Raw genomic sequence first — 15548 nt, forward strand, 5'->3', positions numbered from 1 at the left:
CCACCAAGAGACTTTTCATGCCTTTGCTCCAGTACAGTAATCAATTTATCCGAAAAATTGTACCGGTACTGTACCGCACATCCTGTCTATAGTGAGCAGCATGAACAGCCTGCCCATTTTCCTGCCGATGGCACTTTTTGCCTTCGCCTCGTCCATCACGCCCGGCCCGAACAACATCATGCTGGCCAGCTCCGGCCTGAACTACGGATTCAGGCGCAGCGTACCGCACATGCTCGGCATCAGCGGGGGATTCATGATCATGCTGGTCGTCACCGGACTGGGATTGGGCACACTGTTCCAGACCTGGCCGGTCCTGCATGACATCCTGAAGATACTGAGTGCCGTCTACCTGCTGTACCTGGCCTGGCGTATCGCCACGGCAGGTCCGGTCACTACGGCCGAACACAGCGGACGGCCGTTCAGCTTTATCCAGGCAGCCCTGTTTCAGTGGGTCAACCCCAAGGCCTGGACCATGGCACTGGGTGTGATCGCCGTCTATGTGCCGCAGCAGGACTTCCTGACCAACCTGTTGCTGTCGGCACTGCTCTGCGGCCTGGTCAACCTGCCCAGCATCTCGGTCTGGACGCTGTTCGGCATGGCTCTGCGGCGCTGGTTACGGCAGCCCGGCGTCGTGCGGGCTTTCAATGTGCTGATGGCTCTGCTGCTGGTGGCGTCGCTGTATCCGATGCTGCGGAACTGACGAACGCGGCATGGCCCGACGCCCGCAAGGCACAGGCCGGGCACTCGCCGCAGCCATAGCCCCAGGCATGCCGGTGGCTGCGATCACCCATATAACAGGTATGGGTGGACTCGCGCACCAGTTGCACCAATGCCTCGCCACCCAGCGTCCGGGCCAGTTGCCAGGTTTCCCGCTTGTCGAGCCACATCAGCGGCGTCTCGATCACCATGCGGGCATCCAGCCCCAAGCTGAGCGCGACCTGCAGTGCCTTGAGCGTATTGTCGCGACAGTCCGGATAGCCTGAGTAGTCGGTTTCGCACATGCCCCCGACCAGCACCTCGAGTCCGCGCCGCCAGGCCACAGCGGCGGCAAAATTGAAGAACATCAGGTTGCGCCCCGGCACGAAAGTATTGGGCAGCCCGCCTTGCTCGAATTCAATGGCCTTGTCCTGTGTCAGGGCCGTGTCGCTGATATGGCCGAGCACCGACATGTCTAGCATGTGATCCTCGCCCAGCTTGCCGGCCCACTGCGGAAAATCGTCGCGCAGGGCCTGCAGCACCGTCTGCCGGCATTCAAGCTCGACACGATGGCGCTGCCCATAGTCAAAGCCGATCGTTTCGACGTGGCCATAGCGATTCAGCGCCCAAGCCAGGCATGTCGTGGAGTCCTGTCCACCCGAGAAGAGAACCAGTGCGCGCGATGTCATCATGTACGGGATTATAGTAAGTGGTGGCAGCCCCTGACAGCCGCGCCGACCAGGATGATCCATGCTACCCGGTGGGTGAATCCATCAGGACCTTTCCTCCCTGAATACAACAGTGACCCGACATACAGTGACAGATTTCGCCCAGCGCAGCCTCCTGCCCGATACCTCAGAACACGGATTGCCATTTGAGACCCAGGAGCTCCGGGATCAACTCGAACACTTCCTGCGGCACACCTGGATAGATCCTTTTCTCAACGAAAAACGCATCATCGGTCATTACAAATGGGGGGTTTACGCGTTCTACGATTATGACCACGAACCTATTTATGTAGGCCAGACGAACGAACAGCTCAGCACACGTATCCGCAGACACCTGACGAACCAGCGTACAGACGCCGTGGCTATGTCGGTACTGGACCCCTACGAGGTCTGCTACATCGAGGTCTGGCCACTGACAGACGTAGAGGGTGTCGAGATTGGCCGGACCGACGTCAAGACAGCGAAAGCACGCTTGAATGCCATGGAACATGCTGCCTACACGCATCTCATCCGGCAGTCCAAATTCAGAGCAATCCTGAACGAGAAACCGCCCCTCTCGCCTGATCATCCCATCGATCTGCCTGCGTCGTACCACGCAAAAGTCGTTTCTGACGAAGTGAGCCGCCTGAGAGACCATCCCGATCTGCGGCTGGCCCGACGCGCCGCAACCATTGCCCGACTTGCCAAAGTCATCGCTGAACGCAAGGTGCAGACAGGCCTGCGCCATACCTTGCTGACCCAGGCCCGTCGCTTGGCCGATCTGGCCGAAAGACGTGTCCGCGGCGCGCCAGCCAACCTGGAAACATCAGGTGACGAAGGCGATGAAGGCTGAACGCCAGTCAGGCCCGGTTTCATGATGCAAGATGCCCTTGGCACCCACCAGATGACTGTATACAATAACAGTGGTTTGAATATATCAGGCCAGCCACGCTTGCCCCATGGATATCAAACATGACCACCCAGCCGCAACAATTTGATTTTTATGAATTCTTTGCCGGTGGTGGCATGGCCCGGATGGGTTTGGGCAAGCAATGGAACTGCCTGTTCGCAAATGACTTCGATCCCAAAAAAGGGGCTTCATATGCCGCCAACTTTGGGGATGATGCCTTGCATATCGGCGATGTAGCCAAGGTTCAGCCAGCGCAATTGCCAGGAAAAGCCATGCTGGCATGGGGCTCTTTTCCATGCCAGGATCTCAGTCTGGCAGGCAATGGAAAAGGGCTGGCCGGCAGCCGATCCGGCGTATTCTGGGCATTCTGGGATCTGTTGACCCGCCTCAGGGCCGAGCAACGGATGCCGCCGATCATCGCGCTGGAGAACGTATCGGGTCTCGTCACATCACATCGCGGCAAGGACCTCACCACACTCATCGAATGCCTTGCAAATGCAGGCTACCGTGTAGGAGCCCTGGAAGTCGACGCGGCACATTTCGTGCCCCAATCCCGCCCCCGGCTCTTTATCATCGCGGTGCAAAAAACCGTCCCCATGCCCAGGGGCGTCACGACCCGCACTCCCAACCCGGCATGGCATCGCAGGCAGCTTCAGGATGTCGTCGAAGCTTTGCCCGTGAGTGTCCGCAAGTCCTGGGTATGGTGGAAACTACCGATGCCGGAAGGGGCGGTGCCACATCTGGAAGAGCTGATCGAAGATGCCCCGACGTCGGTCGCCTTGCACAGCGCCACGCAAACGCAGCAGCTTCTGGACATGATGACTGCCGCCAATCTCGCCAAGGTACACGAAGCGGCCAGGACGGGCGCGCGTCAGGTCGGCACCCTCTACAAGCGCACCCGCCTGGGCACGCAGCGCGCTGAAATCCGCTTCGACGGCATTTCCGGCTGCCTGCGCACCCCGTCTGGTGGCTCATCTCGCCAGATCGTGATGCTCATCCAGGGCAAACAGATCCGCTCACGCCTGATCTCCGCCAGGGAAACTGCGCGACTGATGGGCATCCCGGAGTCCTACCAACTCCCCGACAAATACAACGAGGCCTACCATCTCACCGGAGATGGTGTCGTCGTTCCAGTCGTCGCCCATCTCGCCAGGCACATTCTGGAACCGCTGGCTCTGAGCGCACGCCACGCAGTAACCGAGACACAGCAAAGCGCCTCGCATGACACGTCACTTCGCGCGGCCTGACTCTTTGTCCTGACTCTTTTTACTGCTTGCGCAACCGTTCCGCCAGCCCCAGTACGTCGGGCAATTGCATCGGCTGGGCCGGCAATTCGAAACGTGAAGTCTGTGGGGCCGTCCGGTCCAGCCTGGACAGTGTCATGAGATTGTCGACCCGCAGCATGCCCAGGCCGCGCGCCAGCACCTCGTCGGCCAGAGCGACCGTACCGGCCGGTACGGGCTGGCCGAGCGATTGCTGCAGACGCCGTGCCGCCTCGATAAAGCGCCGGGTGTAGGACACGACTTCAGCATCCTGGGTCAGCACGGCCTCGACCCGGCGTTCCTCGCCCTGCGGGTTGAGATAGGTCAGTCGATATACGCGACCATCGACCCCGGCCACCGACTCACGACGGCCGAGATCGTCCAGACTGACGAACTCGGCAACGGCAGCCGGGCCGCTGCCCACCTGCAGGAACTTGCCGGGGTCGACCGACAGCAACCGCAACCACTGCCCGAGCTGAGCGGCATCGGCCACCATCTGGCGTCCGTTGAGGTCAAACACGCCATACGTCCCGTCGGCCCGCACCAGGCCATAGCCGCGCTGCTGCGGGTCGGTTTGCATCCGCAGCATCGTATCTGTATATTCCAGTCTCAACTGCACCGGCCGCCCGGACGAATCGCTCTCCTGAAGACGGTAATGCGCCGTCCCCGCCGCCTGGGCCAGGCCGCACAGCGCCAGGCCCAGCGCCGCCAGCAAATAATGCTTCATGCATGCTCCCGAAGGATGGGTTTGCAAAATATGCACTGTCGCCGCTTCTGTCGCGCCGCGCAACACAAAAAGGTAATCGTTTGAATCTTAATATACTGCTCCAGTACCTGGCACCCCAGAAAACGCTGACCCGGCTAACCTACGCGCTGGCACGCTGGACCTTCGGCCCCTGGAAGCGATGGGCCATCCAGCATGTCATTCGCAAGTTCAACGTCGACCTGTCGCTGGCAGCCGAGCCCAACCCCGAGGCCTATCCGCATTTCAACGCCTTTTTCACCCGCACGCTGCGTCCCGATGCACGCCAGGCCGATCCCGACTGCAATGCTCTGCTCTGTCCTGTCGACGGCCGCATCAGCCAGGTCGGGCGCATCGATGCCGGACGCATCTTCCAGGCCAAGGGTCACGACTACAGCGTCGATGAACTGCTGGGTGGCGATGCCCAGGCGGCCGATCCCTACCGTAACGGCCATTTCGTCACGATCTACCTGTCCCCCTCCGACTACCATCGCGTGCACATGCCGCTGGGCGGTCGCCTGGTGCGTACCGTGCATGTCCCGGGCAAGCTGTTCAGCGTCTCGCCCGCCACGGTCGATGCCGTGCCGCGCCTGTTTGCCCGCAATGAGCGCCTGGTCTGTCATTTCGAAAGCGGCCACGGGCCCTTCGTGGTCGTGATGGTCGGTGCCATGCTGGTTTCTTCGGTCACGACCGTCTGGGGCGGCCTGACCATCCCGCCCTATGCCCGCACCATCCAGCAACGCGATTACGACGACGACACCATCGAAATCGATCGTTTCGCCGAAATGGCCCGTTTCAATATGGGTTCGACCGTGATCGTGCTGTTCCCGGACGGCATGGCCGAACTGGACGCACTGGGTCCCCAGCAAAAAGTACAGTACGGGGAGCGACTGGGGCAGTTGACAGCGGCACACCGCTCGGCCACCACCGTCTGAAGTTTTCAATAGTCACCGATCGCTGCCGAAATGGCGCGGGCACACTCCATCACCAGGGGAGCCTGCGTCCGCTGAGCTGATTCGGCACTCCAGCGGCTGAGAGGCGGTGCTACATGCACTGCCCCCCTGGCTTCGCCCCGACTGTTGACGATCGGGGCGGCAATCCCCATGTCGCCCATGAACAGTTCTTCGCAATTCACTGCATAGCCCTGGCGACGGCACTCCTGCACTGCCGCGACGATATCCTCGACCTGCGTCAGCGTGGCAGGCGTACATGCCACCCGTTCAGATTGCACCAGCAGACTGCGCGCCTGGTCTTCAGGCAGGCGGCTCAGGTAGGCTCGGCCCGCGCTCGTGCAATACATGGGTGTACGGATACCGATCGGTGTCAGTATCGGCATGAATTTGGTCGTCGCCAGCTGAAACACATACACCATGTCCGTCCCGACGGGCTCGGTCAGTGTCACGCTTTCCCCGCTCGCATTGGCCAGTTCAGAAAGATACGGATGTGCAATGCGGATCATGGCATTGCCTGCGATATACCTGAAACCCAGTTCAACCGTCTTGGGCAGGAGCCGAAAACGCCGTGATGCAGGATGCTTGCCGACGTAGCCGAGCACCTGCAGGGTATGCACCGTGCGCTGGGCGGAGGATTTGCTCATGCCGGCCCGTTCGGCGATCTCGTTGAGCGTCAGGGTGCGATGCACCTCGTCGAACACACCCAGCACGGCCAGCCCCTTTTCCAGCGACTGGTTGAACAGGGAGTCGGATACCGATGCAGTCAGGGAGTCAGCCATAAGGTACATGCCACCAGAAAAGGGATTCGGGTCCGCACTCGCATTGCCGGATGCGCCAGCCATGCGCACCATGCACAACAACAGCGCAGGCGCATGATGCAACTTGGTGCACAGGACAGGCTGCTCACCCAAGCACCATGTCATCACTACGCCATGGCCTCGATGCCATGCCCCGTCAACGTGGCATGAATATGGTATTTCAACTGCGCATGCATGCGGACAAACCCTATTTTATATCGATAATCGATATTAATGATTCGATTGGCATACTGGTTGCTTGAATGATGAGCAGATGGCCCCACTCAACCTGGAGACATGTCTCATGTATCACGCATCCAAGCAACATCGTTTTTCTTTCCAGATCAAATCGCTGGCGCTCGTGCTGGCACTGACAGCCGCATGCGGATCAACCAGTTGGGCACAGGAAAAAGTCCTGCGCATCGGCATGACCGCCGGGGATATCCCCCGCACCTCGGGGCAGCCCGACCAGGGGTTCGAAGGAAACCGCTTCACCGGCATTCCCATGTACGACGGCCTGACACAATGGGATCTCAGCTCGGACACGGCACCCAGTACCGTGATTCCCGGCCTGGCACTGTCCTGGCAGGTCGATGATGCCGACAAGACGAAATGGATTTTCAAGCTCCGGCCTGACGTCAAATTCCATGACGGCTCGCCGTTCAACGCCGACGCCGTGGTCTGGAATGTACGCAAGGTACTGGATACGGCAGCACCACACTACGATCCTGCCCAGGTCGGTGTCACGGCCTCGCGGATGCCGACCCTGCGCAGCGCCCGGGCCATCGATGCGCTGACTGTCGAGCTGACGACTTCCGAGCCGGACGCCTTCCTCCCCATCAACCTGACCAATCTGTTCATGGCATCGCCGGCTCAGTGGCAAAGCAAGCTCGACGCCGTGCCTGCCTCGGTCGCCGATCCCGCCGAACGCAGCAAGCAGGCCTGGGCTGCCTTTGCCGCCGAGCCTGCCGGCACGGGCCCCTTCCGGCAGGCCCGGCTGGTTCCCCGTGAACGCCTGGAACTGGTCGCCAATCCCGAATACTGGGACAGTGCACGCCGGCCCAAGATCGACAAAGTCGTACTGCTGCCACTGCCGGAGGCCAGTGCCCGCACGGCAGCCCTGCTATCGGGCCAGGTAGACTGGATCGAGGCCCCTTCGCCCGATGCCATCGATGCCATCAAGGCACGCGGCTTCAACATCTACTCCAACCTGCAGCCCCATATCTGGCCATGGCAATTCTCGCTGCTGCCGGATTCGCCCTTCAGCGATGTACGGGTTCGCCAGGCAGCCAACCTCTGTGTGGACCGAGCCTCCCTGAAGCAGTTGCTGGGCGGCATGATGGTCGAAGCTACCGGCATCGCCGAACCGGGCGATCCGTGGCGCGGCGAACCGACCTTCCAGATCAGGTACGACGTCGAAGGTGGCAGGAAACTGATGGAAGATGCAGGCTATTCGGCCAGCAAGCCGGCCGTCGTCAAGATCCAGACATCTGCCTCGGGCTCTGGTCAGATGCAGCCGCTGCCGATGAACGAATTCATCCAGCAGAACCTGAAAGAATGCCACTTCCAGGTCGAATTCGATGTCGTCGAGTGGAATACGCTGTTCTCCAGCTGGCGTCTGGGTGCCAAGGATCCTTCGGCCCACGGAGCCCACGCGACCAACGTCAGTGCCGCCACCATGGACCCCTTCTTCGCCATGGTGCGTTTCGTAAGCTCCAAAGCATTCCCGCCCGTCTCGAACAACTGGGGTTACTACAGCAGCGACAGGATGGATGCCCTGGTGGACAAGGCTCGCACGTCTTTCGAGACCGCCGCCCGCGATGCCGCCCTGGCAGAACTGCATGCCAACATCGTCGACGAAGCACCATTCCTGTTTGTTGCTCATGACGTCGGCCCCCGCGCCATGTCTCCCAAGGTCACCCATGTCGTCCAGCCAAAGAGCTGGTTCATCGACATTGCCACCATGCAAATGGATTGACCGAGCCGGTACAGCCCGCCTGGACCTGCAGCAAGACGCCGATTCTGCCGCAGGCTCCTCGCAGCGCCGGACAGTTTCGTCCGGCACCGGTATTCCTGGAGGACATACATGCTCGCCTACCTGGTACGACGCCTGGGCTACGCCCTCCCCATCATGCTGGGGGTTTCCTTTGTCTGTTTCATGCTGGTCCACCTGTCGCCTGGCGACCCCCTGGTCTCCATCCTGCCGGCAGATGCATCCATCGAACTGCAACAACAGCTCATCAAGCTGTACGGCTTCGACCGCAGCCTGCCGGAGCAGTTTGCCCAATGGTTGTGGCGCGCACTGCACGGTGACCTGGGCACTTCGATTGCCACCGGCCGCCCCGTCGTCGACGAAGTCCTCAAGGCTGTCGGCAATACGCTCAGGCTGGCGGTCCTGGCCTGTGCGATCGGTTTTTTCTTCGGCGCGCTGTTCGGTTGCGTAGCCGGATATTTTCGACACTCCTGGGCTGACCGGATCGCCTCCTTCCTGGCCGTGATCGGCGTGAGCGTGCCGCACTACTGGCTGGGCATGGTGCTGGTCATCATTTTCTCGACCCAGTTGATGTGGCTACCCGCAACCGGTGCCGGCCCTGGCGGCTCGGGCAGTTGGGCCTGGGATTGGGCCCACTTCCAGTACATGATCCTGCCCGCCGTGACCATGTCCTTCATTCCCATGGGCATTGTGGCGCGTACCGTGCGTGCCCTGATGGCAGACATCCTCTCGCAGGAATTCATCGTCGGGCTGCGCGCACGCGGCCTGAGTGAATACAGGATTTTCCTGCACGTCATCAAGAACAGCGCGCCAACCGCGCTGGCCGTCATGGGCCTGCAACTAGGCTACCTGCTGGGAGGATCGATCCTGATCGAAACCGTCTTTTCCTGGCCTGGCACCGGATTCCTGCTGAACCAGGCCATCTTCCAGCGCGACCTGCCGCTCCTGCAGGGCACGATCCTGGTATTGGCCCTGTTCTTCGTCATTCTGAACCTGCTGGTCGACATCCTGCAGACCCAGTTCGACCCACGCATCGAAAGGAGCTGAGCATGAGCACCCTGCCATCCGCCGCCCCCCTGACGCAGGCCAGCGCCGTCAGCTCGCGCAGCCATGCAGCCAATGTCATGTTTCGGCTCATGCACAATCCCGTCGCCATGATAGGTGCAGGCATCATCCTGATACTACTGTTCTGTGCCCTCTTTGCGCCCTGGATCATGCCAGCCGATCCCTTTCAGACATCCATGCTCAAGCGCCTGCAACCCGTGGGCAGCACCGGCCACCTGCTGGGCACGGACGAACTGGGCCGCGACATGCTGTCGCGCCTGATCCTGGGTGCCAGGCTGTCGCTGTTCATGGGCATTACGCCGGTGCTGCTGGCCTTCATCATCGGTAGCGCCATCGGCATCACGGCCGGCTACGCCGGAGGTGCGACCCATACCTTCATCATGCGCGGCATCGATATCCTCTATGCCTTTCCTTCAGTCCTGCTGGCCATTGCCCTGTCGGGTGCTCTGGGTGCCGGCATCACCAACTCGCTGATATCCCTGACGGTTGTGTTCGTCCCGCAGATTGCCCGCATCGCCGAAAGCGTGACGACACAGACACGGCACAGCGACTATGTCGAAGCGGCTCGCGCCTCCGGCGCATCGGCACTGGTCATCGTGCGCCGTCATGTACTGGGCAATGTCATCGGTCCGATTTTTGTCTATGCGACCAGCCTGATCTCGGTCTCGATGATTCTGTCCTCCGGCCTGTCATTCCTGGGACTGGGCGTGAAGCCTCCAGAGCCGGAGTGGGGCCTGATGCTCAACACGCTGCGCACTGCAATCTACACGCAACCATTGCTGGCTGCACTGCCAGGCGTACTGATCTTCCTGACATCCGTGTCCTTCAACATGCTGGCCGACGGCCTGCGAAATGCCATGGAGGTAAAGCAATGACACAGCACATTCCAACCACCGACCCACGCGATGTGGGCGGCCCGATGCAGCCACTGCTGAGCATCCGCAACCTGCGCAAGCACTTTCCACTGAAATCACGCCGGCTGATCCCGGCGCTGGGCGAGAGATCCGTGGTACGCGCCGTCGACGATATCAGTTTCGACATCCGCAAGGGCGAAACCCTGGGAGTCGTCGGCGAGTCCGGTTGCGGAAAATCGACCACGGCACGCCTGCTCATGCAATTGATTGCACAGGATGCCGGCGAGCTGGTGTTCGATGCTCAGACAGTCGGTTCATCTGCGCTTCCCCTGCGGGAATTCCGGCGCCAGACCCAGATGGTTTTCCAGGACAGCTATGCCTCGCTGAATCCACGCATGACCATACAGGACTCGATTGCCTTCGGCCCCATGGTACATGGCGTATCACGTCAGGAAGCACTCAGTCGCGCCCATGACCTGCTGGAGCGGGTCAATCTTGCACCGGCGCGCTTCGCAGGGCGCTACCCACATGAGCTGTCGGGTGGCCAGCGACAGCGCGTCAATATCGCCCGAGCACTGGCGCTGCAACCCAGGCTCATCATCCTGGACGAGGCCGTGTCCGCCCTGGACAAATCCGTAGAGGCCCAGGTGCTCAACCTGCTGATGACGCTCAAGCGCGACTTCGGCCTGACCTATGTATTCATCAGCCACGATCTCAATGTGGTGCGCTTCATTTCCGACCGGATACTGGTCATGTACCTGGGTGAGGTCATCGAGATCGGGCCTGCCGAAGCGCTCTTCGAGTCGCCGGCTCATCCCTACACCCACGCGCTGCTGCAATCCATGCCCAGCACCGATCCCGCCCGACGCACGCAGCATGCGCCGCTTTCCGGTGATCCACCCAACCCCATCAACCCACCGTCGGGCTGCCGCTTCCATACCCGCTGTCCGCATGCCCGAGCTATCTGCAGCCAGCAGCATCCTGTCATCCGGCAAATCGCGCCGCTGCATCATGTCGCCTGTCTGCGCCATGATCCGGACAGCACCTACGCCCACTCCCAGCCAGGGGGTGCGGCATGACCGGTCACACGCACACCGCAGCTTCACTGATCGAGCTGCGCGATCTGCATATCGAATTCCGCTCGCAGAAAAAGCGCATCCAGGCCGTCAACGGCGTCAGCATGCACGTTGCCAGGGGCGAAGTGCTGGCCCTGATCGGTGAGTCAGGCTCCGGCAAAAGTGTCACCCTGCGCGCCCTGATGCGCCTGCACGACGAGCGTCGCACGCGCTACACGGGCACCATTCGCATCGCCGGCCAGGATTTGCTCGCTACACCAGCCGGCAAGCTGCAGCAAATCCGGGGCAAGCGCATCGCGATGGTCTTCCAGGAGCCACTGCTAGCGCTCGACCCCGTCTACACGGTCGGCGCACAGATCATCGAGACCATCCGCCATCATGAACAACTCGACCGCAAGCAGGCCTATGCACGCGCCCTGGCACTGTTCCAGAAAGTCAGGATTCCGAGCCCGGAACGACGTCTCGATGCCTATCCTCACGAGATGTCGGGCGGCATGCGCCAACGTGCCATGATTGCCCTGGCATTGGCCTGCAACCCGGAAATCCTGCTTGCCGACGAACCCACCACGGCCCTGGATGCCACGGTACAGATCCAGATCCTGCTGCTGTTGCGCGAGTTGCAGCGAGAGCTCGGCCTGTCCATCATTTTCGTGACGCACGATATCGGCGCGGCGACCGAAGTAGCCGACAGGATGGCCGTGATGTATGCCGGGCGCATCGTCGAACAAGGCCCCACCGCAGAGATCCTGTCCAGGCCCAGCCATCCCTACACCCAGGCGCTGATGCAGAGTCGTGGTCACGGCGTCATGCGCAAGGGCGAACCGCTGCCAACGATTCCCGGTTCTCCCCCCGATCTCGGTCAGTTGCCTGCAGGCTGCGCCTTTGCCAGCCGCTGCGCCCACCAGACGGAGATCTGCCACCAGCGCGTGCCCCCCGTGACGGCATTGTCCAGCCAGCATACTGCCCACTGCTGGCAACTGGTTGCCCACCAGCCCGATGCAACGCCTGCCACGATCTCTGCCTGACCCTCTTTCGCTGCCTCCATACCATGCCTACCCGACTCCCCTCCCACTGCTACCTGCCCTATCCCGCCACGCCAGTCGCACATGCCGATAACGGCCCACTGCACGGTCTGAGCTTCGCCGTCAAAGACATCTACGATGTTGCAGGCTACCCTACAGGCTGCGGCAACCCGCACATGCTGGCACTGTCCGGCATCAAGCAAGACTCCGCCCCGGTCGTGCAACGACTGCTCGATGCGGGCGCCTGCTTCAATGGCAAGGTCGTGACCGACGAGCTGGCATTTTCCATGACCGGCAGGAACAGCCACTTCGGCACGCCACTCAATGGCGCGACACCTGACCGCATTCCCGGCGGCTCCAGCTCAGGCTCGGCATCGGCTGTCTCGAATCACCTGTGCGATTTTGCCATCGGCTCCGATACCGGGGGCTCGGTCAGGGCACCCGCCAGCCATTGCGGCCTGATCGGCCTGCGCCCCACCCATGACCGCATCACGCTGACGGGCACCATGCCGCTGGCACCCGGCTTCGATACCTGCGGCTGGTTTGCCCGTGACCTGGAGACCTTCTCCAGAGTGGGGACCACACTGCTGGGCGACGACTCCCATGCCTTGCCGGATATCCCCCGGCTACTGCTGGCCAGCGATATCCTGGAGGCGGTCGCCACCCCGGTCCGGGCCGCCTTTGCCAGCTATATCGACACCTTGCGCGGTATTGGCTTCGATAGCCTGCGCCCGGTGCAGGCCTGGACACATCCGACCACTGACCTGTACTGGGCCTTTCGCTACATCCAGGGCTGGCAGGCCTGGCAAAGCCATGGACAGGCCATCGACCGCTACGGCCTGCAACTGGGGCCGGGTGTCCATGAACGGTTCGAGTGGTCACGCCAACTGACCCAGGCGCAAATCCAGCCGCATATGGCGCTGCAGCAAGCCTTCGCCACGCAATTTCAGGCCTTGTTGGGACATGACAGCGTATTGCTGATGCCGACCATGCCGGATGTCGCCCCCCTCGTCGCACAGCCCGACAGCGAACAGGAAGATTATCGCAACCGCTCCCTTGCCATGCTGTGTCTGGCCGGACTGGCCGGTATGCCACAACTGACGCTGCCCTACCTGTCAGTAGCAGGCGTACCACTGGGGCTATCGCTGATCGGCCCGCGTGGCAGCGATCAGTCCCTGATTGCACTGGCTGCACGCCTGCCCCGCCCGAGATAACGACGCCTACCTCTCCTGATTTTCATCACTTCACTCAAGGACACATCATGACGACGCTGCGCATCAATTCCGACCGACTCTGGCTCTCCCTGATGCAACTGGGACAGATCGGTGCCACCCCCAAAGGAGGTGTCTGCCGACTGGCCCTGACCGACGAAGACAGGCAGGGACGTGACCTGTTCATCGAATGGTGCCGGGAAATCGGCCTGGAAGTTCGTATCGACGAGATCGGCAACATCTTCGCCCGCAGGCCCGGCACGGATCCCGACCGGCGCGCCATCGCCATGGGCAGCCATATCGACACACAACCGACCGGCGGCAAGTTCGATGGCAACTACGGTGTCATGGCAGGCCTGGAAGTCCTGCGCACGCTGCATGAGCACGGTATCCAGACCGAGGCCCCCCTGGAGGTCATCGCCTGGACCAATGAGGAAGGCTCGCGTTTTGTCCCGGTGATGATGGGATCAGGCGTCTTCAGCGGTGCCTTCACGCTGGCGCATGCACTGGCCGCCACCGATACGCAGGGCCTGTCCGTCGGTGACGAGTTGCAGCGCATCGGCTATGCCGGCACACATCCAGCCGGCGACGTGCCGGGCGGCATGTTCGAGGCCTATATCGAAGCACACATCGAACAGGGCCCCATCCTCGAGGCCCACGACCTGCCCGTCGGCATCGTCCCTGGCGCACTGGGTCAGCGCTGGTACAACGTCACGCTCTCGGGCATGGAAGCCCATGCCGGCCCCACGCCGATGGACATGCGACACGACGCGCTGCTGGCGGCTGCCAGCCTGGTCACCAAGGTGAACCAGATCGCCATGGACCATGCCCCGCATGCGCGCGGCACGGTCGGCTATATGAACGTCATGCCCAACTCGCGCAACACGATTCCAGGCTCCGTGGCCATGTCGGTGGATTTTCGGGCGCTGGACGATGCCACGCTGCTTTCCATGCACAATGCGCTGCACAGCCATGCCGAACTGCTGCAACGGCATGACAGCAAGCTGTCCATCGAAATCGAACAGGTCGTGTATTTCCCGCCCTGCCACTTCACCCCGACCTGCATCGCCACCGTCCGCCAGGCCGCCGACAAGCTGGGCATCGGTCATATGGAAGTCGTCAGCGGTGCCGGTCATGATGCCGTCTACGTCGCCAACCTGGCCCCCACCGCCATGATCTTCGTACCCTGCAAGGACGGCATCAGCCACAACGAATTGGAAGATGCCAAGCCCGAACATCTGGCCATGGGAGCCGATGTCCTGCTGCATGCCGTGTTGCAGCTTGCCAATGGCGGGAAGTCCTGAGTCAGCGCACCCTCAGTGCATGAACGCCAGCAGCGTATCGTGCATCTCGAAGTTGCAGGTCTCCCGGATCATGTCCACCACCAGTGACACCTGGTGGCTGATCAGGTCCCGTTTGAAGACCGCGTAATACTGCACACGGGGCAGTTCCGGCGAGACTTTCAGGGCACGCAACACCCCGCGCTCGACCAGCGGGCTGAAATAGCCACGCGGCAGGTGGCTGATACCCTGCCGCATGATGGTCAGGCGCGCCATCATGTCGAGGCTGTTGCAAGTCAGCACGCGCTTGAGCGTAATACCCTGCTCAGTGAACCAGGCATCGTACAGGTGCGACAGCGCCGAATTGGTCGGCTGGGTAATCACCGGAAACGGTACCAGATCCTGCGGAGTCAGATCCGCCTCGAAGTCGATGTCCAGGTCCGGACTGGCCATCCAGACATTGACGATCGCCTCCAGGGGGACGCTCTCGTATTCATAGCTCCAGAACGGCCCCGGCATCACGGCCAGGTCCAGGCTGCCATTCATCAGCCGCTCGTACAGCGTAATGCCGCCATCGATCTCGGGCAGCAACTGGATATTGGGATAGCGACGGCCGGCCTCGCCGATCAGGCGCGCCAGCCAGGTCACGCCGCTGAGTTCCGTCACGCCCAGGCGCACGGTGCCTTCGAAGCGCGAGGTATCGGCCATTTCGCGCACGATGTTGTTGTTCAGTACCAGCAACTGGCTGGACAGTTCGAACAGGCGACGTCCCTGCTGGGTCAGCACCAGCTTGCGGGTGTCACGCTCGAACAGCGGCGCGCCCGCAAAGGTTTCCAGTTCGGCCACCCGCTTGGCAATCGCCGACTGCGTGGCGAACAGGCGTTTGGAGGCGGCATTGAAACTGCCCAGCACGGCACTCCAGTGGAAAGCTTCCATTTGCTTCAGTGTGAACATGGCCGCGGTCGAGGTGTAGTGCGATC

15 protein-coding genes are annotated in these 15548 nt (G+C 61.6%); 11 read left to right on the plus strand and 4 right to left on the minus strand.

Features of this window, described 5'->3' with window-relative positions:
• Positions 1–100: 100 nt before the first annotated feature.
• Complete coding sequence (locus DD235_RS14525) at positions 101–700, plus strand: LysE family translocator (RefSeq protein WP_109062821.1); 600 nt, start codon at positions 101–103, stop codon at positions 698–700.
• Here the strand turns inward: DD235_RS14525 and queC are convergent.
• Complete coding sequence (gene queC / locus DD235_RS14530; protein WP_420810474.1) at positions 642–1388, minus strand: 7-cyano-7-deazaguanine synthase QueC; 747 nt, start codon at positions 1386–1388, stop codon at positions 642–644. The two genes, DD235_RS14525 and queC, sit on opposite strands and share 59 nt — an antisense overlap.
• A gap of 109 nt (positions 1389–1497) precedes the next feature.
• On the opposite strand from queC, the gene DD235_RS14535 reads away from it, so the two are divergent.
• Positions 1498–2256, plus strand: a complete 759-nt coding sequence (locus DD235_RS14535) for a GIY-YIG nuclease family protein (RefSeq protein ID WP_204524252.1) — start codon at positions 1498–1500, stop codon at positions 2254–2256.
• Positions 2257–2375: 119 nt separating this feature from the next.
• Positions 2376–3560 (plus strand): DNA cytosine methyltransferase, encoded by a 1185-nt coding sequence (locus tag DD235_RS14540; RefSeq protein WP_109062822.1) that lies wholly within the window; start codon positions 2376–2378, stop codon positions 3558–3560.
• A gap of 19 nt (positions 3561–3579) precedes the next feature.
• On the opposite strand, the gene DD235_RS14545 is transcribed toward DD235_RS14540, so the two are convergent.
• A complete protein-coding gene (locus DD235_RS14545; protein WP_109062823.1) occupies positions 3580–4302 on the minus strand; it encodes a hypothetical protein in 723 nt (240 codons plus the stop codon).
• Positions 4303–4382: 80 nt separating this feature from the next.
• Here DD235_RS14545 and asd point away from each other — a divergent pair, with 80 nt between their 5' ends.
• The gene (gene asd, locus DD235_RS14550) at positions 4383–5252 is read left to right on the plus strand and encodes an archaetidylserine decarboxylase (RefSeq protein ID WP_109062951.1); all 870 of its coding nucleotides are present in this window, start codon (positions 4383–4385) and stop codon (positions 5250–5252) included.
• Positions 5253–5257: 5 nt separating this feature from the next.
• Here asd and DD235_RS14555 read toward each other — a convergent pair whose 3' ends face one another.
• Positions 5258–6049: an IclR family transcriptional regulator gene (locus DD235_RS14555; RefSeq protein ID WP_109062952.1), complete on the minus strand. Its 792-nt coding sequence runs from the start codon at positions 6047–6049 to the stop codon at positions 5258–5260.
• Between the two features lie 322 nt (positions 6050–6371).
• On the opposite strand from DD235_RS14555, the gene DD235_RS14560 reads away from it, so the two are divergent.
• The 7 genes from DD235_RS14560 to DD235_RS14590 all read left to right on the plus strand — a co-directional run bounded on the left by DD235_RS14560 (position 6372) and on the right by DD235_RS14590 (position 14592).
• A complete protein-coding gene (locus DD235_RS14560) occupies positions 6372–8045 on the plus strand; it encodes an ABC transporter substrate-binding protein (protein ID WP_109062824.1) in 1674 nt (557 codons plus the stop codon).
• Positions 8046–8153: 108 nt separating this feature from the next.
• Positions 8154–9107 (plus strand): ABC transporter permease, encoded by a 954-nt coding sequence (locus DD235_RS14565; RefSeq protein ID WP_109062825.1) that lies wholly within the window; start codon positions 8154–8156, stop codon positions 9105–9107.
• 2 nt (positions 9108–9109) lie between these two features.
• Positions 9110–10000 (plus strand): ABC transporter permease, encoded by an 891-nt coding sequence (locus tag DD235_RS14570; protein ID WP_109062826.1) that lies wholly within the window; start codon positions 9110–9112, stop codon positions 9998–10000.
• Positions 9997–11058, plus strand: a complete 1062-nt coding sequence (locus DD235_RS14575) for an ABC transporter ATP-binding protein (RefSeq protein WP_109062827.1) — start codon at positions 9997–9999, stop codon at positions 11056–11058. The genes DD235_RS14570 and DD235_RS14575 overlap by 4 nt, the downstream gene beginning before the upstream one ends.
• On the plus strand, positions 11055–12080 hold the full coding sequence (locus DD235_RS14580) for an ABC transporter ATP-binding protein (protein ID WP_109062828.1): 1026 nt from the start codon (positions 11055–11057) through the stop codon (positions 12078–12080). Before DD235_RS14575 ends, DD235_RS14580 begins: the two co-directional genes overlap by 4 nt.
• Positions 12081–12103: 23 nt before the next feature.
• On the plus strand, positions 12104–13291 hold the full coding sequence (locus tag DD235_RS14585; RefSeq protein WP_109062829.1) for an amidase: 1188 nt from the start codon (positions 12104–12106) through the stop codon (positions 13289–13291).
• A gap of 47 nt (positions 13292–13338) precedes the next feature.
• On the plus strand, positions 13339–14592 hold the full coding sequence (locus DD235_RS14590) for a Zn-dependent hydrolase (protein WP_109062830.1): 1254 nt from the start codon (positions 13339–13341) through the stop codon (positions 14590–14592).
• Between the two features lie 12 nt (positions 14593–14604).
• Here DD235_RS14590 and DD235_RS14595 read toward each other — a convergent pair whose 3' ends face one another.
• Positions 14605–15522, minus strand: a complete 918-nt coding sequence (locus DD235_RS14595) for a LysR family transcriptional regulator (protein ID WP_109062953.1) — start codon at positions 15520–15522, stop codon at positions 14605–14607.
• Positions 15523–15548 lie beyond the last annotated feature (26 nt).

The sequence above is a fragment of the Corticimicrobacter populi genome, from assembly GCF_003123725.1.
GTDB classification, from domain to species: Bacteria; Pseudomonadota; Gammaproteobacteria; order Burkholderiales; family Burkholderiaceae_B; genus Corticimicrobacter; species Corticimicrobacter populi.

Bases quoted from the DNA above. Each gene is read 5' to 3' on its own strand.
- DD235_RS14570 (WP_109062826.1), top strand. From the start codon at position 9,110: ATGAGCACCCTGCCATCCGCCGCCCCCCTGACGCAGGCCAGCGCCGTC.
- DD235_RS14590 (WP_109062830.1), top strand. From the start codon at position 13,339: ATGACGACGCTGCGCATCAATTCCGACCGACTCTGGCTCTCCCTGATG.
- DD235_RS14565 (WP_109062825.1), top strand. From the start codon at position 8,154: ATGCTCGCCTACCTGGTACGACGCCTGGGCTACGCCCTCCCCATCATG.
- DD235_RS14545 (WP_109062823.1), bottom strand. From the start codon at position 4,302: ATGAAGCATTATTTGCTGGCGGCGCTGGGCCTGGCGCTGTGCGGCCTG.
- DD235_RS14595 (WP_109062953.1), bottom strand. From the start codon at position 15,522: ATGTTCACACTGAAGCAAATGGAAGCTTTCCACTGGAGTGCCGTGCTG.
- queC (WP_420810474.1), bottom strand. From the start codon at position 1,388: ATGATGACATCGCGCGCACTGGTTCTCTTCTCGGGTGGACAGGACTCC.
- DD235_RS14555 (WP_109062952.1), bottom strand. From the start codon at position 6,049: ATGGCTGACTCCCTGACTGCATCGGTATCCGACTCCCTGTTCAACCAG.
- DD235_RS14540 (WP_109062822.1), top strand. From the start codon at position 2,376: ATGACCACCCAGCCGCAACAATTTGATTTTTATGAATTCTTTGCCGGT.
- DD235_RS14560 (WP_109062824.1), top strand. From the start codon at position 6,372: ATGTATCACGCATCCAAGCAACATCGTTTTTCTTTCCAGATCAAATCG.
- DD235_RS14585 (WP_109062829.1), top strand. From the start codon at position 12,104: ATGCCTACCCGACTCCCCTCCCACTGCTACCTGCCCTATCCCGCCACG.
- DD235_RS14525 (WP_109062821.1), top strand. From the start codon at position 101: ATGAACAGCCTGCCCATTTTCCTGCCGATGGCACTTTTTGCCTTCGCC.
- DD235_RS14580 (WP_109062828.1), top strand. From the start codon at position 11,055: ATGACCGGTCACACGCACACCGCAGCTTCACTGATCGAGCTGCGCGAT.
- DD235_RS14575 (WP_109062827.1), top strand. From the start codon at position 9,997: ATGACACAGCACATTCCAACCACCGACCCACGCGATGTGGGCGGCCCG.